Here is a 23,096-nt window from a genome sequence, read left to right as displayed (position 1 = left end):
CCGCGCGCCCAGCGCGCGTGCGGTCAGGCTATCGCGCGGCGGCGGGGATCCAGGACGGGTCCGCGGCGTGGATCCGGTCCAGCGCACGCTCCACCTCGAGCGCGGTTCGAGCGGTGTCCCAGTCGAGCACGGGCGCGACGGCGTCGGCCGCCTCGGCGACCGCTTCCGCCGTCGCCTCGCCGACGAACGCGATGCTCGTGCGCCGCAGCAGCAGGTCGTCGAGATGCGTCACGTCCTCCGTCGCAGCGAGGTGCCGCAGCTCGCCCGAGCTGTAGCCCGGCAGGTGCTCGAGCAGGGCGTCGTCGGCATCCGCGGCGAGCGCGTCCACGACGGCGGCGGCGACGGTGCCGTAGCGGTCGAGCAGCATCGCGACGCGGGCGGCAGGCACGTCGGCGGCGTGAGCCGCGATCCATTGCCGGCGGGCGCGCTCGGTCATCGGGTATCCGCGGCCCCCGCCGATCGGCACGCCTCGGGTCGAACTGCGGCGTGGTCGGGCCAGCAGCCCGAGGGCGCGGTCGGCGAGATGCTCGGCCGAGGCACGGAAGGTCGTCCACTTGCCGCCGATGAGGCTCAGGACCGTCGCGTCCCCACCGGACAGCGGCGCGGACTCGACCCGGTAGTCACGCGAGACGAACCCCGGCGAGACATCGTCGTGGCCGGGGAGCGGCCGCACGCCGGCGAACCGGTAGACGATCTGCGAGCGCTCGACCGGGATCGACGGCAGCACCTGGCCGATGAGCTCGATGAAGTAGTCGACCTCCGCCTCGGTGCACACGATCGGGTCGGCCATGTCGTGCTCGAGGTCGGTGGTGCCGACCAGAACGCGGCCCTTCAGCGGGTAGATGAGGACGATGCGCCCGTCCTCGTTCTCGAAGAACAGCTCCCGCCCGCCGGTCGCGGCGAGCAGCGTGGGGTGGTCGAGCACGACGTGCGAGCCCTTCGTCCCGCCCATGTACCGGGTCGGGTCGCCGAGGGCGAGATTGGTGAGGTCGGTCCACGGACCGCTGGCATTCACGACGACGGATGCCGAGAACCGCGCCTCTTCGCCGGTCAGCGTGTCGCGCAGCACGACCCGTCCTCCGTCGACCCCGACCGCCGCGGTGTAGTTGGCGGCGCGCGCCCGATCGCCGCCCGCCGCGCGGCCGTCGCGCAGCACGTCGATGGCGAGGCGCTCGGGGTCGTGGAGGGACGCGTCCCAGTAGGTCGCGGTGTACTTCACGTCGGGGTTCAGCTGAGGCAGCTGCGCGAGCGAACGCTTGCGCCCGTGGAAGGTGTGTCGAGGGACGGTGCCCTTGCCGAACACCCCGCCCCCGCGGGAGAAGGAGTCGTAGATCACGAGCCCGATCTTGATCAGCGCGGCCCCGCGCTCACGGTGCTTCCCGCCGCCGTGGCGCAGGAACTTCAGCGGCGCCGACAGCACTCCCGAGAACGTCGAGAAGATCGGAATGGTGGTCTGCAGCGGCCTGACGTAGTGCGGGGCGGTGCGCAGCAGCGCGTTGCGCTCGGTCACGGCCTCGTGCACAAGCCGGAATTCGCCGTTCTCGAGGTAGCGGATGCCGCCGTGGATCATGTGCGACGACGCAGCCGACGCGCCGCTGATGAAGTCGTCGCGCTCGACGAGTGCGACGTCCACTCCCTGCATCGCGAGGTCGCGGAACGTCGCGAGACCGTTGATGCCGCCGCCGATGATGAGCACGTCGGCGTAAGGCCGCTCGGCGAGAGCCGCCCATCCTCGTTCCGCTGCCCGCGCCGTCATCGCATCCCCCGTCGTCGTGCTGTCGTCCCATCATGACACCGCTGGACGTCCTTGCAGGCGATATGCACATACGTGCACCATGGATCCATGGACCAGATCGGCGACGCCCGCACGATGCAGCGCGCGCTCACGGCCGCGCACCTCTACTACGTGCAGGACCGCACCATGGACGCGATCGCGCAGGAGCTCGGCACGTCGCGTTCGACGGTGTCACGACTGCTCACGCACGCGCGGGCGACGGGCATCGTCGACATCCGCATCCGGTCGCCGTTCGCCGCGCCGCAGCGACTCGAGGAGCGACTGGCCGAGCGCTTCGGCATCCTCGCCCAAGTCGTTCCCGTGCCCGACGACACCACCGAGGTCGACCGGCTGCAGCGCGTCGCCATCGCCGCCGCGCACGCGCTCCTGGACCTCGTGCAGGACGACATGATCGTGGGCGTCGCCTGGGGGTCGACGACCGCGGCGGTGAGCCGCCACCTCGTGCCCAAGCCGGTGCACGGCGCGACATTCGTGCAGTTGAACGGCTCGGGCAACACCCACTCGACCGGTCTCCTCTATGCGAGCGAGATCCTCAGCCGGTTCGCCGCCGCGTACGACGGGAGCGCGCAGCAGTTCCCCGTGCCGGCGTTCTTCGACGACCCCGGCACGAAGGACGCGATGTGGCGCGAGCGCAGCACGCGGCGCATCCTCGACATGCTCCCCGCGATGGACCTGGTGCTCTTCAGCACCGGCTCCGCGGGATCGCGCGTGCCGAGCCACGTCTACAGCGGCGGCTACCTCGAGCCGGCCGAGCTCGATCAGCTCGCCGACGAGGGCGTCGTCGGCGACGTGGCCACCGTCTTCTACCGCGCGGACGGCTCGAGCGACGGAATCGCCCTCAACGACCGCGCCACCGGCCCGAGCCTCGACCTGTTGCGCGGCATCCCCCGGCGCCTCTGCGTCGTGTCGGGGGTGTCGAAGGTCGCGAGCCTCCGGGGCGCCCTCGCCGCGCACATCGCGACGGATCTCATCGTCGACGAGGCCACCGCGCGGGCGCTCCTGGAGTGAGGCCGGAAGCCGCCTGAGCGGGGCGCGCGGACTTCATTCGAAGACATGGAATGAATGGACGGATGCCGCGTTGACTACACTCGAGAGCATCAACGTGCTCCGGGGTCGGTGAGAATCCGAACCGGCGGTGACAGTCCGCGAGCCAAGGCATCAGCATCCGATTCGGATGCCGCCGCGGCCGATCCGGTGAAATTCCGGAACCGACGGTGATGCGACAGGTTTCCTGAGGGAAGCAGGTCGCTAGTCCGGATGGGAGGCAGCACTTGAGGCGTCGCCATGCGCGCCTCCGCTTCCCATGCCCCGGGGCGTCGAGAACGACGAGACGAGGGGCCGGATGGCGAGCACAGCGGAACACGACGCGATGCGTCGGGCGCTGACGATCGCCCGACGCGGTCCGCGTGGCGTGAACCCTCAGGTCGGCGCGCTCCTGCTGTCGCCGGACGGCGATGTGCTCGCCGAGGGCTGGCACCGCGGTGCGGGCACCCCGCACGCCGAGGTGGACGCGCTGTCGCGGCTCGCGCCCGGCGCCGCGCGCGGCGCGACCGCGATCGTGACCCTCGAACCCTGCAACCACACCGGTCGGACCGGGCCGTGCTCCGAGGCCCTCATCGCCGCAGGCGTCACGCGGGTCGTCTACGCGATCGCCGATCCTGGGGACCACTCCTCCGGCGGCGCCACGCGGCTGCGCGCAGGCGGCGTCGAGGTCGAGGCCGGCCTGCTCGCCGACGAGGCGACGGCGCTCCTCGACTCGTGGCTGACGGTCCAGCGCCTGCGCCGGCCGCACGTGACGGTGAAGTGGGCCCAGAGCCTCGATGGCCGGGCCGCGGCATCCGACGGCACCAGCAAATGGATCACCGGGACAGAGGCTCGCGCCGACGTCCACCGTCGCCGCGCCGAAGCAGACGCGATCGTCGCCGGCACCGGCACGGTGCTCGCCGACGACCCGGCGCTCACCGCCCGCGCCGAGGACGGGTCGCTCCTGCCCCACCAGCCGATCCCGGTCGTCGTGGGCGCACGCGCCGTGCCCGAGGCGGCGGCCGTGCGGCAGCATCCGCACGCGTTCGTGCAGTACCCCGGTGACGACGCCTCAGGCGGTCTGCGCGCGCTGCTCGAAGACCTGCGCACCCGCGGGGTGCAGCGCGTGTTCGTCGAGGGCGGCCCTGCCGTCGCGGCGTCGTTCCTGCGTGAGCGCCTCGCCGACGAACTGCTCGTATACGTCGCTCCGGTGCTGCTCGGCGGCGACCGGCTCGCGGTGCAAGACATCGGGGTGACCACCATCGGCGAGGCGCGACGCCTGGCCGTGGCATCCGTCATCCCACTCGGCGACGATCTGCTGTTCGTCGCCCACCCCGCTTCGGAAGGAGACGAGTGATGTTCACCGGAATCATCGAGGAGATCGGCGAGGTCACCGCTGTCGAGCCGTCGGGAGACGGCGTGCGTGTGACGGTTCGCGGGCCGAAGGCCGTGTCGGATGCCGCGCACGGCGACTCCATCTCGGTCAGCGGCGTGTGCCTCACCGTCGTCGACCAGGGCTCCGACTGGTTCACGGCCGACGTGATGAAGCAGACGCTCGACATGTCGACCCTCGAGGGCGTCTCCGCCGGCCGCGTCGTCAACCTCGAGCGCGCGACGGCCGCGCACGGCCGCCTCGGCGGGCACATCGTGCAAGGCCACATCGACGGCACCGGCGAAGTGCTCGAGGTGCGACCCGGCGAACAGTGGCAGGTGCTGCGCATCTCGGTCCCCGCAGAGCTCGCGCCGCTCGTCGTCGACAAGGGCTCGGTCGCCGTCGACGGCGTCTCCCTCACCGTGAGCGGAGCCAGTGCGGCCGCCCCCGGCGACGGCTGGTTCGAGGTCTCGCTCATCCCCGAGACCCTCGCCGCGACGACCCTCGGCGCCCGCGTGGCGGGCGACCGCGTCAACCTCGAGACCGACATCCTGGCGCGCCACGTGCAGCGGCTGCTGTCTTTCGCTCGATTCCCCGCGGACGCGTCCGCACCCACGGAAGGAGGCTCGAAATGAGCCTTGCCACGATCCCCGAGGCCCTGGAGGCGCTGCGCGCCGGCCGGCCGGTCATCGTCGCGGACGATGAGAACCGCGAGAACGAGGGCGACGTCATCCTGTCGGCCCAGCTCGCCACTCCCGAGTGGGTCGCGTGGACGGTCCGCTGGACGAGCGGCTTCCTGTGCGCGCCGATGCCCGCCGACTGGGCCGACCGCCTCGACCTGCCGCCGATGGTCGAGAACAACGAGGACGCGCGCGGCACCGCGTACACGGTGAGCGTGGACGCCGCCGACCGCGTGTCGACCGGCATCAGCGCCGCGGACCGCGCCCACACGCTCAACGTGCTCGCCAACCCCGAGTCGACGCCCACCAGCGTGATCCGCCCCGGCCACATCCTGCCGCTGCGCGCCGTCGACGGCGGCGTGCGCGAGCGCGCGGGCCACACCGAGGCCGCCGTCGAGCTCATGAAGCTCGCCGAGCTCGCACCGGTCGGCGTCATCGGCGAGGTCGTCGCCGAGGACGGCAGCATGATGCGCCTGCCCGGACTCCAGGAGCTGGGCGCGGAGTACGGCATCCCGGTCATCACGATCGAGCAGCTCGCCGCCTATCTCGATGAGAACGCCCCGTGCGACCCCGCGATCCGCAATGCGCACAAGCGCCGCGTGAGCCTGCGCGCCGAGGCGCACGTGCCCACCGCGCACGGAGAGTTCCGCTTCCTCGCGTACAAGGACCGCGTCACCGGCACCGATCACATCGCCGTCGTCGCGGGCGAGCTCTCGGACGCGCCCCTCGTCCGGGTGCACTCGGAGTGCCTGACGGGCGAGGCGTTCGGCTCGCTCAAGTGCGAGTGCGGCCCGCAGCTCGAGGCCGCCCTCGACGCCATCGAGCAGGACGGTGGCGTGGTCATCTACATGCGCGGCCACGAAGGTCGCGGCATCGGCCTCATCAACAAGCTGCGCGCGTACTCGCTGCAGGAGCGCGGCCTCGACACCGTCGACGCCAACCTCGCGCTGGGCCTCCCCGCCGACGCCCGCGACTACGCGGCGGCGGCCGGCATCCTCACCGACCTGGGTGTCGAGAAGGTGCGCCTGCTGACCAACAACACCGACAAGGTCAAGCAGCTGCGCGAGCTCGGCCTCGACATCGTCGAGCAGGTGCCGCTCCTGGTCGGCGTCGGCCCGAACAACCACCAGTACCTCGAGACCAAGCGCGATCGCATGGGTCACATCATCAACGAGGCGGACCTCGCGGACGCCATCGCACACATGCACGAAGGAGCAGAACGATGAGCGGCAAGGGCGCACCCGAGGCCACGGCACCGGTCGACGGCAGCGGACTCGACGTGGTCGTCGTCGCGGGGACGTGGCACGAGACGATCACCGACGGCCTCATCGCCGGCGCCGCACGCGCCGCCGATGCCGCGGGCGCCTCGCACCGGCTCGTCCGCGTGCCCGGCTCGTTCGAGCTCCCCGTCGTGGCGAAGGCGGCCCTGGAGGCCGGAGCCGACGCGGTCGTGGCGCTGGGCGTCATCATCCGCGGCGGAACACCGCACTTCGAGTTCGTCTCGAACGCGGCGACCGACGGCCTCACCCGCGTCGCGCTCGACACCGGCAAGCCGGTCGGATTCGGCGTGCTGACGCTCGACGACGAAGCCCAGGGCATCGCGCGCGCCGGCCTCGAGGGCTCCGTCGAAGACAAGGGCTTCGAGGCGGCCGACGCGGCCATCCGCACCGCTGTGGTGCTCCGCGACCTGCGCGCCTGAGCCGGCGAACACCGGAGATCCCGCGAGAATCGGCCGCCCCACGGGTGACAGGCCGATCCTCGCGGGATCTCCGATTCCGGCGGGGAGAATTGGGGCGGGGACACCTGGCGGCGGACCAACCTTCAGCTAGACTGATGGCATGGAAATCCTCCGCCACGTCGTCGTGCTCGTCCACCTCGTGGGCTTCGCCATCCTCTTCGGCGCCTGGGTCGTCGAAGCGGTGAACGGAAAGCACCAGATCACGCGCCTCATGAACTGGGGCCTCGCGATCGCCGGTCTCGCCGGCCTCATCCTCGCCGCCCCGTGGGGCATCGACTACGACCTCAACTACGTCAAGATCGGCGTGAAGCTCGTCATCCTCGTCGTCATCGGCGCGCTCCTGGGCATCGGCGCCGGCCGGCAGCGCAAGACCGGCTCGGTGCCGGGCGCCATCTTCTGGTCGATCGGTGTGCTCACCTTCGCCAACGCCGCGATCGCGGTGCTCTGGCGCTGACCTCCTGACACGCGAAACGGATGCTGCGGCCCTGGGCCGCAGCATCCGTTTTCCGTCTCTGCGGCCGGGGCGGAATCCCGGGAGTAGGCTGGTCTTTTGTGCCGGGCGACAACGCCCGCACCCACGGTGATCCAGTGCAGTGCCGCCTGACGCGTCACCCTGCGCCCGGCGTCCGCCCACCGCCGCATCCCATCCGGATGCCTCGCTCCGCGCATGCCCCAGGTGAATATGTCCTCCCCCAGCACGACCGCCGCGACCTCCGCGGCACCCGCAAACCCCCGCTCCCGCGTCATCCTCGCGAGCCTCGTCGGCACCACGATCGAGTTCTACGACTTCTACGTCTACGCGACCGCCGCCGTCCTCGTCTTCCCGATCCTCTTCTTCCCGACCGGCAACGACACCACGTCGCTGCTGCTGTCGTTCAGCGTCTTCGGCGCCGCCATGATCGCCCGCCCCCTCGGCGCGATCGTGTTCGGGCACTTCGGCGACCGGTTCGGCCGCAAGGCGACTCTCGTCGCGTCGCTGCTCACCATGGGTATCGCGACGTTCCTCATCGGGTGCCTGCCGACGTTCAACGAGATCGGCGTGTGGGCTGCGATCCTGCTGCTGATCCTGCGCCTGTTCCAGGGCTTCGCGCTCGGCGGCGAGTGGTCGGGCGCCGCGCTCGTCGCGACCGAGAACGCCCCGAAGGGCAAGCGCGCCTGGTACGGCACGTTCCCGCAGCTCGGTGCACCGCTCGGCTTCATCATCGCGAACTCGGTGTTCCTCGCGATCAACTTCCTGCTCCCCCACCCCGACGGTGCGGGTCAGCGCTCGGCCGACTTCCTCGCGTGGGGCTGGCGCGTACCGTTCCTGTTCTCGGCCGTCATGGTCATCATCGGCCTGTGGGTGCGCCTGCGCCTCGTCGAGTCCGACACGTTCGTCAAGGCTGAGGAGAAGGGCGCGATCCGCAAGTTCCCGCTCGGCACGGTCCTGCGTCACCACTGGTGGCACCTGATCCTCGGCACGTTCATCATGCTGGCGACCTACGTGCTGTTCTACCTGATGACGAACTTCACGCTCTCGTACGGCACGAAGGCGGCCGACCTCGAGGTCGCGTCCGCGGCCGCGCAGAAGGCGGCGGAAGCCGCAGGCACCGCGTTCGACCCGGCGGCCTTCGCCGCGCAGTTCTACCCGGGCCTCGGCTTCGGCTACACCGACTTCGTGCTGATGCAGATCATCGGCGTCGTGTTCTTCGGCATCTTCACGCTGCTGTCGGGTCCGATCGCCGACACGATCGGCCGCCGCCGTCTGCTGCTGTGGGTGACGGGCCTGATCATCGTGTTCGGCCTCACGTTCAACCTGTTCCTGTCGCCGCAACTCGACCCGAAGTTCACCGGCGCCCTGACGCAGGCGTTCCTGATCTTCGGCTTCATGCTGATGGGCTCGACGTTCGGTCCGATGGGCGCCGTCCTGCCCGAGCTCTTCCCGACGAACGTCCGCTACTCGGGCTCGGCGATCTCGTACAACGTGTCGTCGATCCTCGGTGCCGCCCTGGCGCCGATCGTCGCGGTCGCGCTGTGGGCCTGGGCCGACGGCAGCCCGTGGCTCGTCGGGCTGTACCTCTCGGCGATGGGCGTGCTGACCTTCATCGCGCTCCTCCTCTCCCCCGAGACCAAGGACGTCGACTACGACGCCGACCTGGGTGTCGGAGCCACCGGCTCGCTCTAGTCCCGGTCTCTCAGAACGGTGGATGCCTCGACCCGGCCGGGTCGAGGCATCCGTCGTTTCCGTTCACGTGCGTCGCTCGTGCCGGACGGGCTTCGTGTGCGAGGGGGCATCGGCCGCCTCGGGGAAATCGCAGCGGAACTCACCCTCGTACCCGAACAGGAACCCGAAGACGCGGTTGCGCACCTCGAGGCGGATGCGGAAGACCTGTGCGACATCGTCGTAGCTCTCACGCAGCTCGGCCCGACCGCTGAAGAGCATCGGGAACCGGAAGCCCAACGGGCCCTCGTAGAAGCGCTGCCGGTCGGACCGCAGCAGGAGGCTTCCGTCGGGCTCCGCTGTCAGCCGGAGGTCGACTGCGAGATGCTGATGGCTGCCGAGGTAGTCGAGGATCCGGCCGTCATCGCCGAGGACCATCGTGGCGTCGAAGCGGCGCACGGCACGCGGCATCCGGAAATGACGCACGAAGGTGACCGTCTCGCGTCCGAACGGGTCGCGGTATGGATGGTTCTCGATCGTGAACGCGATGCCCTGCCCCGTCTCGGGAATGAGGATGTTGCGGAAGCGCCCGATCTGAAGGAAGGGGATCGTCCACCAGGGGCCCCGGCGAATCGTGCTCATGATGCCGCGACCGACGCACGCGTAGCCCGCCGCGAGCCCGACTCCGAAGCGACGCTGGAGCATGGGGTGGAGGCGGGCGAAGTCGTCCCCCATCGCGCGCGCGAAGATCGACGTCGCGACCGCGGTCGGGGCGCTCACGGCTGCACCAGCTCGTGGAGTGTCGTCGGGGCGTCCTCCATCACCCGACGGCCGCGAGGACGGCGCTCGCACCGGGCGGCGCGAGGACGCTCTGCGCGCCAGAGCCGCAGCGCGGATCGCAGGGGCCACCGCTCGGGCGGAGTGCCGGTCTCGGCCCAGATCCGCAGCCGATCGAAGCTCCAGGCGGTCGCCCAGCCGATCAGCGGCCGAACGATCAGATCCAGCGCGCGACCCCACTGCGGGCTGTAGTCGTACCCGGTCGTGAAGACGACGCCATCGCCGTCCGGGCGGTACCGCCAGTAGCCCTGACCGGAGCCGAGCGGCGAGAGCCGGCTGTCGCTGTCGAAACGGAGTGCGGACGTGCGCGTACCATCGGGACGCTCGCGTTCGCCGATCGTCGTTCCGGTGCCTGTGATGGTGCGGCCTGGCAGCTGCCGTTCGTAGACGAAGCGCGTGCCGCCGCCGGCCAGGGGTGCGGTCGGAGTGATGCGGCTGAAACGCACGTCCCAGCGCGCGTGCAGCGCCGGGTCCTGAGTGAGCTGCCACACCCGCTCCGTCGGCGCGGCGATGCGGATGCTGACGTAGATCGCGCGCCGGGTCACCGCAGCGATCCGATCGCCGCGACGAAGAGCCACACCGCCGCGAACGCGACCGGTGCGCCGAGAGCGATGGTGCCCCACACCGTCATCGCGCGGAGGAAGCGCCGCCCCTTCTGTCTCTCGCCGAACATGTTGAGTGAGGACAACGCCGCGGCCGACCCCACGATGACCGCCGAAACGGCCGGCACGGCGACGGTGGCGGGAACGACGGGCAGCACGAACATCACCCAGGATGCCGCCGTGGGCAGCCCATCGCTCAGCGAGGCAGCCCAGACGCACGCCGACGCGACGACGATGAGCACATTCAGCACCGTGAGAACGCGGAACCACCGCTCGCTCCAGAGGCCCACGTCCGCCGCGGCCGGGGACTCCTCGGATGCCGTCGCCGCGGCTTCGCCGTGGCTCACGCCTGCACCTCGGCGATGAGGTCGAGCAGTTCGCGCAGAGGCTTGCGGAGCACACGCAGCCGGACCAGAGGAAGCGACAGCTTGAGGAGCCGGAGACCCCGATCGAGGAGCCTCCTCGTGCGCTCCCGGCCGTCGGACGTGTCGTAGACCCAGAACAGCGCGAGCAGCAGGTGGCCGAGCATCAGCGCCGACGGCAGATCCTCGTCGAACTCCGCGGGGAGCTTGTCCGCGGCACCGGCGATCGCCTCGCGGAAGAGCCCGACCACGATCTCGCGCGATTCCGAGGAGTCGCTCGACAGCGGGTTGATCGACGAGCGCGGCGAGACCGCCGCCGAGAGGAACTCCGGGGCGAAGCGGTGGTAGGGCTCGAGCTGCGCGAGCCCCGTGCGGAAGACGATGCCGAGCCGCTCCACGAGATCGTCGCTCGTCTCGAGGAGCGGGAGCGCCGCCGCGCGGTGCTGCTGCTGCACGTCCAGATAGAGCTCCTGCACGAGGTCGTTCTTCGACGCGAAGTGATAGTTGGTCGTGCCCACCGACACGCCGGCCTCGGACGCGATGAGCCGGATCGTGGTCTGGTCGTAGCCACGTTCCCGGAACGAGCGCAGGGCGATGTCGCGGATGAGCGCTCTCGTGCGCTCGCTCTTGGTTGCGGTGCCGACAGAACTGGACATGTTCAGAAACTAGTCTCATTTCTGAACATGTTCAATGGCGACCGTGCAGGACGCCTCCTCCGCCGCGGAGCGCAGCGCGCGTGATGGGCCTCCGCGTCAGGAAGGGTCGGCGCCGTCGCGGAGCGAGCGGTCGCGCGTGAGCTGCGCCTCGCGCCGGGCTTGCCGACGCTGCCGCAGGGTCTCGCGATCGGCGGCGCGCTCCGCCTGCTCGCGCTCCCGCTGCTTGCCTCCGAAGTGCGCTGACGCGAGCAGCATCGCGATCAGCACGAGCGCGAGCGCGCGGGCGACCCAGAGCAGCGCTTCGGACTCGACGGTGTAGCCGAACGGGATCCCGAGCAGCGCGAACAGCACCGGAAGCGCGCCCGCGCGTCCGGGTGGCAGGTCGTCCAGAGCGAACGCGCCGACGAAGACGAAGGTCGTGAGCAGCGCGCCGGCGGTGCCCCAGAAGAGCAGCCATCCGCCACCGGACTTGCCGGTCAGCAGGCGGAGGATGCCGCGCCCGAGCGCCTCGAGCGGCAGGAGGAACAGGAACAGCGCGAGGAATCCCAGGAGCGCCGCCAGGTACGCGAAGACGAGGATCCAGATCACGTCGACGAAGGGCGGCCAGTCGGCGCCGGTACCGGCGGAGAGCAGTCTCGGCGTGATGATCGCCGTCATCGCCGCGGGCAGGTACCACATCAGCCTCGTGCGGGAGTCGCGCCCGTCGCCGGTCCTCGCCCACCAGATGCGGATGTAGACCGCGACGAGCACCATGAGGATCCCGAAGGTGCCGACGATCTCGCCGAGACTGTCGTCCCACGGCATGGTGCCGAAGCCGATCGAGACGACGACGGCCGACGCGATGCCGATCGCGCAGAAGACGAGTTCGACGACCAGCACGGGATCAGTCGAGGAACAGCGCGCGGAGGCGCTTCGTCGTGAACACCAGACCGATGGCGATCATGACGACGTAGTAGAGGACGTGCCACCACATCTCAGGGGTGAGGATGCCCGTGGTGAGACCGCGGACGAGCTCGACGCCATGCCACAGCGGGAACGCCATGATGATGTGCTGGATCCACTCGGGGTAGATCGTGATCGGGTACAGCGTCGCCGAGAACAGGAACATCGGCAGCAGCACGAAGTTGATCCAGTCCATCTGCTGGAACGTCTTCATGTAACTCGTGACGGCCATGCCGAGGCTCGCGAACCCGAAGGCGATGAGCAGCACCGCCGGCAGGGCCAGGATCGCGGTCCACGCCAGGTTGAGGCCGAGGATCTGCATGATGATCATGAAGCCGGTCGCGTACAGCAGGCCGCGCAGCAGCGCGTAGAGGATCTCGCCCAGCGCGACGTCGAGCGGCCCGAGCGAGGTCGCCAACATGCCCTCGTAGAGCTTGCCGTAGTTGAGCTTGAAGAAGACGTTCCACGTCGAGTCGTAGATCGCGCCGTTCATCGCCGAGACGGCGAGCAGAGCGGGCGCGATGAAGGCCGCGTAGGGCACCTCCACGCCGCTGGAGGTCTGCACGTCGCCTATGAGCGAGCCGAGGCCGATGCCCATCGATGCGAGGTAGAAGACGGGCTCGAAGAAGCCCGAGAGCACGACGGCCCAGCTGGACGAGCGCGCGGCGATGAGGCCGCGCTGCACGACCGACTGCGGGTTGCCCGCCCACAGCGCGCGCACGCCGCCGGCGCGGATCGCGCCCGTCTCGGTTCCGGTCGCGACGGTCATGCGCCGAGCCTCCTCTGGAAGATGCGGCGGCCGATCACGTAGCCGCCGATCGACAGCAGGAGCAGGTAGCCGACGTGCACGACGATCACGAACGGGTCCATGGGCAGGCCGTAGGTGGCGACCCGGCCGAGCTCGGTCGCGTGCCACAGCGGCGACACCCACCCGATCCACTGCAGCCAGAGCGGCAGCGTGGCCAGCGGGTAGAAGGTGCCCGAGAACAGGAACATCGGCATGAAGATGAAGCGCTGCACGAGCGCGACCTGGCCCTTGTCGTCCGTGATCGACGCGGCGTACGCCATGTACGGGATGCCGAACGCAAGGCCCGCGAGCAGGCCGATCGGGATCGTGAGCCACCCGGTCTCGGGGTTCGGCACCGCCTGGAACAGCCACAGGAACAGGTAGTACGCGACCACCACGACGATGATGCGGGCCGAGGCGCCGGAGATGACGCCGCCGGCGATCTGCCCCGGCGAGAGCCCGGTCGCACTGAAGCCGAAGAAGTAGCGGCGCCACTTGAAGCCGGCCATGACCGGATACGAGAACTCCTCCGACGCGACGGAGATCGCGGCGGTCATCAGCAGGGCCGGCGCGACGAACACGAGGTACGAGACCTCGACGCCGTTCTGCGTGATCGGGGCGTCGATGAGCGCGGCGAGGCCGACCGCGAGGCCCAGCAGGTAGAGGATCGGCTGGCCGAGCGCGCCGACGATGATGGTCCAGCCGTACGCGCGCATCGCGCGCACCATGTGCTCGGTGACGTACCAGGTGCCGAACGCGCGGGGCTTGCGGCCCCACTGCATCGCTTCGTCGCGCAGCTCGTCGAGCGAGGGCTGCACGCGGGTCGTGGCGTCTTCGGAAGGAAGGCTCATTCGATCAGCGACCTTCCGGTGAGCCGGAGGAAGACATCCTCGAGGCTCGAGCGGCGCACGAGCGACGTGATCGGGGTGAGCCCGCGGTGCGCCACCGTCTCGAGCGCCGCCTCGCCGTCGTTGGCGTAGACGAGGATGCGGTCGGGCAGCACCTCGACGCGGTCGCCGATGCCCTCGAGCTGCGGCGCGACCTGCTCGTTGCGGTCGGAGCCGAAGCGCACCTCGAGCACCTCGCGGCTCGAGTGCTCGCGGATGAGCGACGCCGGGGTGCCCTCGGCCATGATGCGGCCCTTGTCGACGACGATCAGCCGGTCGCAGAGCTGCTCGGCCTCATCCATGTAGTGCGTCGTCAGCACGAGGGTCGTGCCGCGCTCCTTGAGGCGGAACAGGCGGTCCCACAGCACGTGGCGCGCCTGCGGGTCGAGACCCGTGGTCGGCTCGTCGAGCAGCAGGATGCGCGGGTCGTTGATGAGGCCGCGCGCGATCGTGAGCCGCCGCTTCATGCCGCCGGAGAGCTGCTCCACCTTGCTCTTGGCCTTGTCTTCGAGCTGCGCGAACGCGAGCAGTTCGTCGGCCTTCTGGTGGCACACCTTGCCGGGCAGGCCGAAGTAGCGGCCGTAGATGTAGAGGTTCTCGCGGGCGTTGAGCTCGCCGTCGAGGTTGTCCTGCTGGGGCACGACGCCCAGGCGTGACCGGATCTCGGGGCCGTAGCGGTCGGGGTCGAGCCCGAGGATCGACAGATCTCCGCTGGTGCGCGTCGACACCGCGCCCACCATCTTCATCGTCGTGGACTTGCCCGCACCGTTCGGGCCCAGGAGCCCGAACGACTCGCCCGGCGCCACCTCGAACGACAGGCCGTCGACGGCGAGGAAGTCGGGCTTGCCTTTGACCTTGTAGGCCTTGACGAGGTTCTCAGCGGTGATCACGGGGGCGGGCACCGGACTACCCTAACGCCCCGCTCCGACACCGCCCAGTGGCCCACCGCGTACGGTCGTCGTCAACGCAAGTTGACACCCTGACGAGTGTCAACTACGGTTGACGACGGGATGCCGCGGGCCGCGGCATCCCGTGACCGAAAACGAGAGGCTGCCCGATGAGCGGCGACGAACTGACCACCCTGATCGGGGCGGCAGGCGGTCGCGAGCCGATCGCGGAACTGCACCGTCTCGCCGAGGTGCGCCGCGAGCTCGCGCGCGCCGAGGAGGTGCAGGTGCGCAAGGCGCGCAACCTCGGCTTCTCGTGGCAGGCGATCGCGGGCGCCCTCGGCGTGAGCCGACAGGCCGTCCACAAGAAGTACGGTCGAAGGTAAGCCCCCTTCACGAACGAGGTACACCCATGCCCTCCGCCGATCTCGACGAAGCCCCTCCCGCCCCCGCTGCGGCGGAGTCCCCCCGCGCCCGCCGCGGGCGCTCCCGGCGCGGGAAGGCCGAAGAGGGGCCGCGCGCGACGTTCTCGCAGCTGCTCCCCTACCTCTTCGAGCACAAGCGCACGCTCGCCGTCGTCGTGGTGCTGAGCATCCTGAGCGCGGGCGCGTCGCTCATCCAGCCGCTCCTGGTGGGCCAGGTCATCACGCGCGTGCAGGAGAACCTCGACCTCGGGCTGCTCATCTGGGCGCTCGTGGGGTTCGTGCTGCTCGCGTCGCTCATCTCGGGCTGGCAGCACTACCTGCTGCAACGCACCGGCACCGCCGTCGTGTACTCCAGCCGGCGCCGGCTCATCTCGCGCATCCTCCACCTGCCGATCAGCGAGTTCGACGCGCGCCGCACCGGCGACCTCGTCTCGCGCGTCGGCAGCGACACGACGCTCCTCTACGCCGCGCTCACCCAGGGCCTCGCCGACTCGATCGGCAACGGGCTGCTCTTCGCCGGCGCACTCATCGCGATGGCCATCATCGACCCGGTCCTGCTCGCCATCATCGTGCTCGTGATCGGCATCTCGGTGCTCGGCGTGGTGCTGCTGAGCGGCCGCATCCGCACCGCCTCGACCGAGCAGCAGGAGAAGGTCGGCGCCCTCGCGTCGGGCGTCGAGCGCGCGGTCGGCTCGATCCGCACCGTCCGCGCGTCGGGCGCGACGGCGCGCGAGGTCGACGCGGTCACCGCGCAGGCGACCGAGGCCTACCACGTCGGCGTGCGCATCGCGAAGGTGTCGGCGCTGGTCGTGCCGATCGCCAACGTCGCGCTGCAGGTGTCGCTGCTCGTCGTCATCGGCCTCGGCGGCTTCCGCGTCGCCACGGGCGCGCTGTCGATCGCGAGCCTCGTGACCTTCATCATGTTCCTGTTCATGCTCATCGCCCCGCTCGGTTCGTTCTTCGGCGCCATCACCTCGGTGAGTCAGGCGCTCGGCGCCCTGGGTCGCATCCAGGAGGTGCTCGACCTCCCGACCGAGGCGCAGGACGACGACGACATCGCGGCACGCGCGCTTCGACCTGCTCAGGGGGCGGTCGCTGAGCCCGTCGAAGCGGCCGCGATCGAGTTCCGCGACGTGCGGTTCCGCTACCCCGAGAACGTCGTCCAGGCGCGGCGCAAGGCCGAGTCCGAAGCGCTGGCGGTGCTCGAGAGCGCACACGTCGACACCTCGACGATCATCCTGGGCGACGGGGCGGGCGACTCGGGACTGGAGGGGTTGGCGGATGCCGCAGCATCCGTCTCCGCCGACACCGAGGTGCTGCGGGGCGTGTCGTTCTCGGTCCCGCGCGGGGCGCGCGTCGCGCTCGTCGGGCCGTCGGGTGCCGGCAAGAGCACGACCCTCGCGCTGATCGAGCGCTTCTACGACCCGACCGACGGGGCGATCCTCCTCGACGGCACGGACGTGCGCACACTCGACCGCGATGCGCTGCGGGCGCAGCTCGGCTACGTCGAACAGGACGCCCCGACCCTCGCCGGGACGATCGGGGACAACCTGCGTCTGGCTTCGCCCGAGGCTTCCGATGCGGACTGCGAAGCCGTGCTCCGCGCCGTGAACCTCGGCGAGGTGCTCGACCGCAATCCGCTGGGCGTCGACGCGCCGGTGGGCGAGTCTGGCGTCATGCTCTCGGGCGGCGAGCGTCAACGCCTCGCGATCGCGCGGGCGCTGCTGGCTGCTCCCCCGATCCTGCTGCTCGACGAGTCGACGTCGTCGCTCGACGGGCTCAACGAGCAGCGCATGCGCGAGGCGATCGACGCCGTCGCAGCCGGCCGCACGCTCGTCGTGATCGCGCACCGCCTGTCGACCGTCGTCGACAGCGACCACATCGTCGTCATGGAGCACGGCCGCGTCGTCGGCCAGGGCACGCATTCCGAGCTCGTGCAGACCACGCCGCTCTACCGCGACCTCGCGAAGCACCAGCTGCTGGTCTGACGCGGAGAGAATAGGCGCCCGGCCCCTCTGCCAAGAAGAGGGCCGGGGGCCCGGCGCGGGGGGGGGCCCCGCCCGCGCCGGCCCCCCGGAGAGAGAACCGCCCCCCCCCCCCCCTCCAAAGAGGGGGCCCGGGCGCCGGTCTGTGTGCGACCGTCACCGGTCGCGACCCAGACCGAAGCCTCGACCCCTCGCACAGGCGGGGCCGAGGCGTCGGAACCGGATCAGGCGCGCTGCAGGCGGTACCGGAGCGCGGCGAGCTCGGCCCACAGCGGAGCGGGGACGCGGCCGTCGAAGGTGCGGTAGAACTCCTCGGTGAGGTCGGCCTCGTGCAGCCACAGCTGCGGGTCGACGGCGAACAGCTCGTCGAGATCGGCCTGCGGCACGTCGATGCCGTCGACGTCGAGGTCCTCGGTGCGAGGCAGGCGGCCGATCGGGCTCTCGACGGCGCCGACCTCACCCTCGATGCGGCGGATGATCCAGTCGATGACGCGCGAGTTGTCGCCGAAGCCCGGCCACAGGAAGCGTCCGTCGGCGCCCTTGCGGAACCAGTTCACCTGGAACACGCGCGGTGCGCGGTCGAAGCGCAGCTGCTGTCCGACCTTGAGCCAGTGGCCGAAGTAGTCGGCCATGTTGTAGCCGCAGAACGGGAGCATCGCGAACGGGTCGCGGCGCAGCTCGCCGACGGTGCCCTCCTGGGCCGCCGTCTTCTCCGACGAGATGTTGGAGCCCATGAACACGCCGTGCGTCCAGTCCGTCGCCTCGACGACGAGCGGCACGTTGGTGGCACGGCGGCCGCCGAACAGGATCGCGTCGAGCGGGACGCCCTGCGGGGCGTCCCAGTCGTCGGCGATCTGCGGGCACTGGGCCGCGGCGACGGTGAACCGCGAGTTCGGGTGAGCGGCGGGGCGGCCGGAGGCCGGCGTCCACGGGTTGCCCTCCCAGTCGGTGAGCTGTGCCGGCGGCTCGTCGGTGAGGCCCTCCCACCACACGTCGCCGTCGGGGCGCAGCGCCACGTTCGTGAAGATCGTGTTGCCCCACAGCGTCTCGACCGCGGTGACGTTGGTCGACTGGCCGGTGCCCGGCGCGACGCCGAAGAAGCCGGCCTCGGGGTTGATGGCCCAGAGGCGGCCGTCCTCACCCGGACGCAGCCACGCGATGTCGTCGCCGAGGGTCTCGACCCGCCAGCCCGGGATCGTCGGGCGGAGCATCGCGAGGTTGGTCTTGCCGCACGCCGACGGGAACGCCGCGGCGATGTGGTAGGCGCGACCGGCCGGGTCGATGACGCGGATGAGGAGCATGTGCTCGGCGAGCCAGCCTTCGTCGCGGCCGATCACCGAGGCGATGCGCAGCGCGAAGCACTTCTTCGCCAGGATCGCGTTGCCGCCGTAGCCCGAGCCGTACGACCAGACCTCGAGGGTGTCGGGGAAGTGGACGATGTACTTCTCGTCGTTGCACGGCCACGCGACGTCCTGCTCGCCCGGCTGCAGCGGGGCGCCGACCGAATGCACGGTCTTGACCCAGTGGGCGCCGCCCGCGATCTCGCGCAGCACGTCGGTGCCGACGCGCGTCATGATGCCGATCGACGTGACGGCGTAGGCGCTGTCGGTCACCTGCACGCCGACGTGCGACAGCGGGCCGCCGACCGGGCCCATCGAGAACGGCACGACGTACATCGTGCGGCCCTTCATCGAGCCCTCGAACAGCGGGGTGATGGTGGCGCGGATCTCGTCGGGCGCGGCCCAGTTGTTGGTCGGGCCGGCGTCCTCCTCGCGCTCCGACGCGATGAACGTGCGCGCCTCCGTGCGCGCCACGTCACTCGGGTGCGAGCGGGCGAGGTACGAGCCCGGGCGCCACTCGGGGTTGAGTTTGATGAGCTTGCCCTCGTCGACCATCTCGCGAAGGAGCATGTCGTTCTCCGCACGCGAACCGTCGACCCAGTGGATGCGCGCCGGCTGCGTGAGCGCGGCGATCTCGTCGACCCACGCGCGCAGAGCGACCATGCCTTCGCCCTGAACGGTCGGCAGCTCGCCATACGTCCGGGCGAGGGCGGGACGGGCGGTGGTGGAGCCTTCGGTTCGGGGGAAGATGTCGGCAAGGGCCATGGTGTCGCTCCTCGTTGATGCAGATTCGTGCTCTTCCTCTACTTTCGGGCGTAACAGGCAGCTCTTCCCACGAAATCTGGTGTCAAGAGTTGCAATTCTTTCGCTAGCATCAAGGAATGCCCCCGACGTCACTCGAACTGTCGACCCTGGGCCACCGCATCCGTCATCAGCGTCTCGCCCACGGGTACACGCTCGATGAGCTGGGCGCGCTCGTCGGGGTCGCCGGAAGCCAGCTCAGCCTCATCGAGAACGGCAAGCGCGAGCCGAAGCTGTCGCTGCTGCAGGCGATCGCCTCGACGACGGGTGTCGAGGTCGGCGACCTCCTCTCCGCCGAGCCGCCCAACCGCCGCGCGGCGCTCGAGATCGAGCTCGAGCGCGCGCAGTCGGGCTCCGTCTTCCGCCAGCTCGGCGTCACCCCGATCAAGGTGACCAAGGGCATGTCCGACGACACGATCGAGGCGATCCTGGGCCTGCACCGCGAGCTGCAGCGGCGTGAGCGCGAAGCCATCGCGACGCCCGAGGAGGCACGCCGCGCCAACACCGAGCTGCGCCTCATGATGCGCGAGCGCGACAACTACCTCCCCGAGATCGAGAAGCTCGCCGAGAAGCAGCTCAAGGCGGCGGGCCACGTGTCGGGCGCCCTCACGCACCGCACCGTCAGCATCATGGCCGAAAAGCTCGGCTTCGAGCTGATCTACGTGAACGACCTGCCCCACTCGACGCGCTCGGTGACCGACCTCGAGCACGGGCGCATCTACCTGCCGCCGGCGTCCATCCCCGGCGGCCACGGCCTGCGGTCGATGGCGCTGCAGGCGATGGCGCACCGCCTGCTCGGCCACAAGAGGCCCACCGACTACGCCGACTTCCTGCAGCAGCGGCTCGAGATCAACTACTACGCCGCGTGCTGCCTGATGCCCGAGACCGCGTCGGTGTCGTTCCTGCAGCAGGCCAAGAAGGACCGTAACCTCGCCGTCGAGGACTTCCGCGACGCGTTCGGCGTGACGCACGAGGCGGCCGGCATGCGCCTGACCAACCTCGCGACGCACCATCTGGGGATCAAGCTGCACTTCCTGCGTGTCGACGGGTCGGGCGCGATCTCGCGTGTCTACGAGAACGACGACCTGCCGCTCCCGATGGACGTCACCGGCGCCGTCGACGGCCAGATCGCGTGCCGCAAGTTCTCGGCGCGCGCCGCCTTCTCCGAGCAGAACCGCACCACCGAGCACTACCAGTACACCGACACCCCTGCCGGCACCTACTGGTGCTCGACGCAGACCGGCACCACTGCCGAGGGCGAGTTCTCGATCACGGTGGGCGTGCCCTTCGACGACGCGCGGTGGTTCCGCGGACGCGAGACGCAGAAGCGCGCGACCTCGACGTGCCCCGACGAGTCCTGCTGCCGCCGGGTCGCCTCGGGCGTCTCGGAGCGCTGGGCGGGCAAGGCCTGGCCGAGCGCGCGCGTGCACATGCAGATGTTCTCGCCGCTCCCCCGCGGCGCCTTCCCCGGCGTCGACGACAACGAGGTGTACGACTTCCTCGACCGCCACGCCTGACGCGCGTCGGGAGGGATGGATGCTGCGGGCCCAGGCGGCCGCCGCGTTCTATGCCGTGATGAAGTCGCGGTAGCGGTCGAGCGCGGCAGCGATCTCCTCGTCGGTCGCCGCCCCCGGGGTGAACAGCTCGGGCACCGGGGACTCGGCGTGCCGGCCCACGGCCAGCGAGTGCGTCCACACGCCGACCGCCTCACCGCGCGCGACGAGGATGGGGCGGACGATGCCGTTCATGCTCGGGCCGATCGCGCTCAAGAACTCCGGCGCGCAGGGCACGGTGCGGTCGGCGTACGACAGGTAGTACTCCTCGAACGGCGGCAGGGCCACCACCTCGGGGGCCGAGGCGCTGCGCCGCGGTGCGGCGCCGGCGACCATGTACTGCGGCTCGGGTTCGTCGGCGACGAGACGCAGGCGATCGGATGCCGCCTCCGCCGCCGCGCGCGAGACCCCGAGCGGGAGCCCGGTCCACCACGCGAAGTCCCGCGCGCCGGCGGGACCGTGCGAGGCGATGTAGCGGACGAAGAACTCGGCCATCGGATCGGCCGGGGTCACGGCATCCGTGATCCACTCGTCGGCGAGCACGAAGAACTGCTCGCGGGTCGGCCCCTTCTCCCGTGGCACGACGGGGCCCTGGCACAGCACGGCGCGCAGCGACAGCGCGACGAGCAGGTGGTAGCCGCGCTGCCGGAACGTCGACACCCCGCCCTGCTCCCACACCTCGAACAGCTCCTTGCGCGTGAGGCGGTTGGCCCCGCCGAGCGCTGCCCGCGCGAGGCGCTCGGCGCGGTCGGCCTCGCCGCTGTCGATCCCCTCGTTGCGGTGCACGGCCGCTGCCTGGCGGCGCTGGCGCTCGGCGGTCAGCGACAGCAGCCACTCCATGTCGGCGGTGGGGATCGTGTGGATCGTCCCGCGCATGGTCCAGGTGCGCACGATCTCGCCGCGGCCGTAGGCGGCGTCCACGTCGCGCACCGTCGTGCGGCCGCGCACGCGGGTCGCGAGCGCCCAGCGCCCGCCCCAGAACTCCTGGCTCTGCGTCGCGAGCATGTGCCGCGCCGCGTCGGCGACCGTCGCCGCGGGGGCGCTCAGGCGGTGCGACCGGAGCCGCTCGGACCGAATGGTCGAGGCATCCACTCGCCCATCATGGCCCAGGCCGCGGAAGCGGGGTGTCCGCGATCGTCAGCGCTGGTGTGCGGCGTCGTAGGCGGCGCGGGAGTCCTCGATCCGCGGATGGTTCTCGATGGCCCAGTCGGCGAGCGCCATCGCGAGCTGGATGAGCGTGCCGCCGAGCGGCGTCAGCTCGTACTCGACCCGCGGGGGCACCTCGGCGTGGACGGTGCGCGTGATGAGCCCGTCGCGCTCGAGCTGGCGCAGCGTGAGCGTCAGCATGCGCTGCGAGATGCCGGGGATGTGCCGCTGCAGCTCGGTGAAGCGCAGGCGCTCGCGCCGCAGCGTGCCGATGACCAGCAGCGACCACTTGTCGCCGATGCGGTCGAGCACGTCGCGGATGGCACGCCCGTGGTCGGAGCCGGGCGAGGCCTGCTCGCACGAGCGCTCGTAGCCGGTCGGGGTGGGCTCGCCGGGGAGTTCGACCGTGAGGGTGGTCGACATCGCGTGTCACCTACTTACATCCGTGTGCCTTTTGTACGCGTCTTTCCGGTGACGCATCATGGGGTTGCTTACAAACAGTAACAGACCCCACGATCCCTCCCTGGAGTATTCGCATGATCATCGCCCTCTGGATCCTCAACGGCCTGCTCGCCCTCGCGTTCATCGCGGCCGGCACGATGAAGGTCGCGCGTCCCAAGTCCGCGCTCGTCGCGAGCGGCCTGGGCTGGGCCGACGACTTCGCCGACCCGACCGTGAAGCTCATCGGTGCCGCCGAGGTCGTCGGCGGCATCGGCCTGATCCTGCCGCTCCTGACCGGCATCGCGCCGATCCTCACCCCGATCGCCGCTGCTGCCCTGACCGTCGTCATGATCGGCGCGGTCGCGGTGCACGTGCGGCGCAAGGAGAACGCGGCCCCGTCGATCGTGCTCGCCGTGCTGTCCGCGGTGAGCGCCGTGGTGGGCTTCCTGGTCGTGCTCTGACCGCACGGGCAACGGAGGAGAGCGGATGCCTCGGCTCGAGGCATCCGCTCTCCTCGAGACTCCCGGCGCGCGATCCGGTTCCCTAAGCTGACGGGATGAGGGTGAACGACGCGGACCCGCGACTCTGCCCCACGTGCGGCGACGCGCTGAACTTCGAGATCCTCGACGACGAGCGCTTCCTGGTCGCCTGGTCGTGCGTGAACTGCGGCCTGATCCGCACGACCGAACCGGTGTAG

At 70.5% G+C, this 23,096-nt stretch carries 24 protein-coding genes and 1 riboswitch; of the genes, 12 read left to right on the top strand and 12 right to left on the bottom strand.

The annotated features are described in order from the left end of the window. Window positions 1–28 precede the first annotated feature (28 nt). A complete protein-coding gene (locus ACLBXX_RS04675; protein ID WP_447657028.1) occupies window positions 29–1,756 on the bottom strand; it encodes an FAD-dependent oxidoreductase in 1,728 nt (575 codons plus the stop codon). Window positions 1,757–1,843: 87 nt separating this feature from the next. Between ACLBXX_RS04675 and ACLBXX_RS04670 the strand changes: the two genes are divergently transcribed. The 7 genes from ACLBXX_RS04670 to ACLBXX_RS04640 all read left to right on the top strand — a co-directional run bounded on the left by ACLBXX_RS04670 (window position 1,844) and on the right by ACLBXX_RS04640 (window position 8,772). Then, on the top strand, window positions 1,844–2,803 hold the full coding sequence (locus ACLBXX_RS04670) for a sugar-binding transcriptional regulator (protein WP_387147958.1): 960 nt from the start codon (window positions 1,844–1,846) through the stop codon (window positions 2,801–2,803). A gap of 92 nt (window positions 2,804–2,895) precedes the next feature. Beyond that, window positions 2,896–3,068, top strand: a riboswitch (FMN riboswitch). 69 nt (window positions 3,069–3,137) lie between these two features. Then, window positions 3,138–4,175, top strand: coding sequence for a bifunctional diaminohydroxyphosphoribosylaminopyrimidine deaminase/5-amino-6-(5-phosphoribosylamino)uracil reductase RibD (ribD, locus tag ACLBXX_RS04665; RefSeq protein WP_447657027.1), 1,038 nt, complete (start codon window positions 3,138–3,140; stop codon window positions 4,173–4,175). Beyond that, a complete protein-coding gene (locus ACLBXX_RS04660) occupies window positions 4,175–4,825 on the top strand; it encodes a riboflavin synthase (protein ID WP_387147964.1) in 651 nt (216 codons plus the stop codon). Before ribD ends, ACLBXX_RS04660 begins: the two co-directional genes overlap by 1 nt. Continuing rightward, on the top strand, window positions 4,822–6,096 hold the full coding sequence (ribA, locus tag ACLBXX_RS04655) for a GTP cyclohydrolase II (protein ID WP_387147966.1): 1,275 nt from the start codon (window positions 4,822–4,824) through the stop codon (window positions 6,094–6,096). Before ACLBXX_RS04660 ends, ribA begins: the two co-directional genes overlap by 4 nt. Beyond that, window positions 6,093–6,569 carry a 6,7-dimethyl-8-ribityllumazine synthase gene (ribH, locus tag ACLBXX_RS04650; protein WP_310289212.1) on the top strand — a complete coding sequence of 159 codons (477 nt, stop codon included), beginning with the start codon at window positions 6,093–6,095 and terminating at the stop codon, window positions 6,567–6,569. Before ribA ends, ribH begins: the two co-directional genes overlap by 4 nt. Before the next feature lie 139 nt (window positions 6,570–6,708). Then, window positions 6,709–7,062, top strand: a complete 354-nt coding sequence (locus ACLBXX_RS04645; protein ID WP_387143545.1) for a Fe-S protein — start codon at window positions 6,709–6,711, stop codon at window positions 7,060–7,062. 228 nt (window positions 7,063–7,290) lie between these two features. Continuing rightward, window positions 7,291–8,772, top strand: coding sequence for an MFS transporter (locus ACLBXX_RS04640; RefSeq protein ID WP_387145223.1), 1,482 nt, complete (start codon window positions 7,291–7,293; stop codon window positions 8,770–8,772). 63 nt (window positions 8,773–8,835) lie between these two features. Here the strand turns inward: ACLBXX_RS04640 and ACLBXX_RS04635 are convergent, their stop codons facing one another. From ACLBXX_RS04635 to ACLBXX_RS04600, 8 genes are all read right to left on the bottom strand, one after another. Next, the gene (locus ACLBXX_RS04635; RefSeq protein ID WP_447657026.1) at window positions 8,836–9,528 is read right to left on the bottom strand and encodes a DUF4166 domain-containing protein; all 693 of its coding nucleotides are present in this window, start codon (window positions 9,526–9,528) and stop codon (window positions 8,836–8,838) included. Further along, window positions 9,525–10,130 (bottom strand): SRPBCC family protein, encoded by a 606-nt coding sequence (locus ACLBXX_RS04630; RefSeq protein ID WP_447657025.1) that lies wholly within the window; start codon window positions 10,128–10,130, stop codon window positions 9,525–9,527. Before ACLBXX_RS04630 ends, ACLBXX_RS04635 begins: the two co-directional genes overlap by 4 nt. Then, the gene (locus ACLBXX_RS04625; protein ID WP_447657024.1) at window positions 10,127–10,534 is read right to left on the bottom strand and encodes a hypothetical protein; all 408 of its coding nucleotides are present in this window, start codon (window positions 10,532–10,534) and stop codon (window positions 10,127–10,129) included. Before ACLBXX_RS04625 ends, ACLBXX_RS04630 begins: the two co-directional genes overlap by 4 nt. Next, window positions 10,531–11,205 (bottom strand): TetR family transcriptional regulator, encoded by a 675-nt coding sequence (locus ACLBXX_RS04620; RefSeq protein ID WP_447657023.1) that lies wholly within the window; start codon window positions 11,203–11,205, stop codon window positions 10,531–10,533. The genes ACLBXX_RS04625 and ACLBXX_RS04620 overlap by 4 nt, the downstream gene beginning before the upstream one ends. 96 nt (window positions 11,206–11,301) lie before the next feature. Beyond that, on the bottom strand, window positions 11,302–12,084 hold the full coding sequence (locus ACLBXX_RS04615; protein ID WP_447657022.1) for a hypothetical protein: 783 nt from the start codon (window positions 12,082–12,084) through the stop codon (window positions 11,302–11,304). Between the two features lie 4 nt (window positions 12,085–12,088). Further along, window positions 12,089–12,916 carry an ABC transporter permease gene (locus tag ACLBXX_RS04610; protein WP_045300913.1) on the bottom strand — a complete coding sequence of 276 codons (828 nt, stop codon included), beginning with the start codon at window positions 12,914–12,916 and terminating at the stop codon, window positions 12,089–12,091. After that, the gene (locus ACLBXX_RS04605) at window positions 12,913–13,785 is read right to left on the bottom strand and encodes an ABC transporter permease (RefSeq protein WP_447657021.1); all 873 of its coding nucleotides are present in this window, start codon (window positions 13,783–13,785) and stop codon (window positions 12,913–12,915) included. Before ACLBXX_RS04605 ends, ACLBXX_RS04610 begins: the two co-directional genes overlap by 4 nt. Then, window positions 13,782–14,723 (bottom strand): ABC transporter ATP-binding protein, encoded by a 942-nt coding sequence (locus ACLBXX_RS04600; protein WP_447657020.1) that lies wholly within the window; start codon window positions 14,721–14,723, stop codon window positions 13,782–13,784. The genes ACLBXX_RS04605 and ACLBXX_RS04600 overlap by 4 nt, the downstream gene beginning before the upstream one ends. A gap of 155 nt (window positions 14,724–14,878) precedes the next feature. Between ACLBXX_RS04600 and ACLBXX_RS04595 the strand changes: the two genes are divergently transcribed. Continuing rightward, a complete protein-coding gene (locus ACLBXX_RS04595) occupies window positions 14,879–15,094 on the top strand; it encodes a transcriptional regulator (protein WP_045300911.1) in 216 nt (71 codons plus the stop codon). Between the two features lie 26 nt (window positions 15,095–15,120). Beyond that, the gene (locus ACLBXX_RS04590; RefSeq protein ID WP_447657019.1) at window positions 15,121–17,121 is read left to right on the top strand and encodes an ABC transporter ATP-binding protein; all 2,001 of its coding nucleotides are present in this window, start codon (window positions 15,121–15,123) and stop codon (window positions 17,119–17,121) included. Between the two features lie 221 nt (window positions 17,122–17,342). Here the strand turns inward: ACLBXX_RS04590 and ACLBXX_RS04585 are convergent, their stop codons facing one another. Further along, window positions 17,343–19,223: a phosphoenolpyruvate carboxykinase (GTP) gene (locus tag ACLBXX_RS04585; RefSeq protein ID WP_387143573.1), complete on the bottom strand. Its 1,881-nt coding sequence runs from the start codon at window positions 19,221–19,223 to the stop codon at window positions 17,343–17,345. 116 nt (window positions 19,224–19,339) lie between these two features. Between ACLBXX_RS04585 and ACLBXX_RS04580 the strand changes: the two genes are divergently transcribed. After that, window positions 19,340–20,776, top strand: a complete 1,437-nt coding sequence (locus ACLBXX_RS04580; protein WP_447657018.1) for a helix-turn-helix domain-containing protein — start codon at window positions 19,340–19,342, stop codon at window positions 20,774–20,776. A gap of 48 nt (window positions 20,777–20,824) precedes the next feature. Here the strand turns inward: ACLBXX_RS04580 and ACLBXX_RS04575 are convergent, their stop codons facing one another. Together ACLBXX_RS04575 and ACLBXX_RS04570 are read right to left on the bottom strand one after the other, a co-directional pair. Continuing rightward, complete coding sequence (locus ACLBXX_RS04575) at window positions 20,825–21,904, bottom strand: winged helix DNA-binding domain-containing protein (RefSeq protein WP_447657017.1); 1,080 nt, start codon at window positions 21,902–21,904, stop codon at window positions 20,825–20,827. Between the two features lie 45 nt (window positions 21,905–21,949). Further along, entirely contained in the window at window positions 21,950–22,381 is a 432-nt protein-coding gene (locus ACLBXX_RS04570) for a winged helix-turn-helix transcriptional regulator (RefSeq protein ID WP_447657016.1), read from the bottom strand. 113 nt (window positions 22,382–22,494) lie between these two features. Here ACLBXX_RS04570 and ACLBXX_RS04565 point away from each other — a divergent pair, with 113 nt between their 5' ends. Then, on the top strand, window positions 22,495–22,860 hold the full coding sequence (locus ACLBXX_RS04565) for a DoxX family protein (protein WP_447657015.1): 366 nt from the start codon (window positions 22,495–22,497) through the stop codon (window positions 22,858–22,860). A gap of 95 nt (window positions 22,861–22,955) precedes the next feature. Next, entirely contained in the window at window positions 22,956–23,096 is a 141-nt protein-coding gene (locus ACLBXX_RS04560; protein WP_375871358.1) for a hypothetical protein, read from the top strand.

The organism is Microbacterium sp. C23T (assembly GCF_053345975.1).
Note: the sequence above shows the minus strand (reverse complement) of the source record. Positions and strands in the feature narration are given on the sequence as shown.

What these genes read in the sequence shown, in the direction of transcription:
- ACLBXX_RS04660 (WP_387147964.1), top strand. Translation starts at nt 4,175, where the DNA reads ATGTTCACCGGAATCATCGAGGAGATCGGCGAGGTCACCGCTGTCGAG.
- ACLBXX_RS04570 (WP_447657016.1), bottom strand. Translation starts at nt 22,381, where the DNA reads ATGTCGACCACCCTCACGGTCGAACTCCCCGGCGAGCCCACCCCGACC.
- ACLBXX_RS04580 (WP_447657018.1), top strand. Translation starts at nt 19,340, where the DNA reads ATGCCCCCGACGTCACTCGAACTGTCGACCCTGGGCCACCGCATCCGT.
- ACLBXX_RS04560 (WP_375871358.1), top strand. Translation starts at nt 22,956, where the DNA reads ATGAGGGTGAACGACGCGGACCCGCGACTCTGCCCCACGTGCGGCGAC.
- ACLBXX_RS04590 (WP_447657019.1), top strand. Translation starts at nt 15,121, where the DNA reads ATGCCCTCCGCCGATCTCGACGAAGCCCCTCCCGCCCCCGCTGCGGCG.
- ACLBXX_RS04670 (WP_387147958.1), top strand. Translation starts at nt 1,844, where the DNA reads ATGGACCAGATCGGCGACGCCCGCACGATGCAGCGCGCGCTCACGGCC.
- ACLBXX_RS04565 (WP_447657015.1), top strand. Translation starts at nt 22,495, where the DNA reads ATGATCATCGCCCTCTGGATCCTCAACGGCCTGCTCGCCCTCGCGTTC.
- ACLBXX_RS04595 (WP_045300911.1), top strand. Translation starts at nt 14,879, where the DNA reads ATGAGCGGCGACGAACTGACCACCCTGATCGGGGCGGCAGGCGGTCGC.
- ACLBXX_RS04640 (WP_387145223.1), top strand. Translation starts at nt 7,291, where the DNA reads ATGTCCTCCCCCAGCACGACCGCCGCGACCTCCGCGGCACCCGCAAAC.
- ribA (WP_387147966.1), top strand. Translation starts at nt 4,822, where the DNA reads ATGAGCCTTGCCACGATCCCCGAGGCCCTGGAGGCGCTGCGCGCCGGC.
- ACLBXX_RS04585 (WP_387143573.1), bottom strand. Translation starts at nt 19,223, where the DNA reads ATGGCCCTTGCCGACATCTTCCCCCGAACCGAAGGCTCCACCACCGCC.
- ACLBXX_RS04620 (WP_447657023.1), bottom strand. Translation starts at nt 11,205, where the DNA reads ATGTCCAGTTCTGTCGGCACCGCAACCAAGAGCGAGCGCACGAGAGCG.
- ACLBXX_RS04605 (WP_447657021.1), bottom strand. Translation starts at nt 13,785, where the DNA reads ATGAGCCTTCCTTCCGAAGACGCCACGACCCGCGTGCAGCCCTCGCTC.
- ACLBXX_RS04610 (WP_045300913.1), bottom strand. Translation starts at nt 12,916, where the DNA reads ATGACCGTCGCGACCGGAACCGAGACGGGCGCGATCCGCGCCGGCGGC.
- ACLBXX_RS04675 (WP_447657028.1), bottom strand. Translation starts at nt 1,756, where the DNA reads ATGACGGCGCGGGCAGCGGAACGAGGATGGGCGGCTCTCGCCGAGCGG.
- ribD (WP_447657027.1), top strand. Translation starts at nt 3,138, where the DNA reads ATGGCGAGCACAGCGGAACACGACGCGATGCGTCGGGCGCTGACGATC.
- ribH (WP_310289212.1), top strand. Translation starts at nt 6,093, where the DNA reads ATGAGCGGCAAGGGCGCACCCGAGGCCACGGCACCGGTCGACGGCAGC.
- ACLBXX_RS04645 (WP_387143545.1), top strand. Translation starts at nt 6,709, where the DNA reads ATGGAAATCCTCCGCCACGTCGTCGTGCTCGTCCACCTCGTGGGCTTC.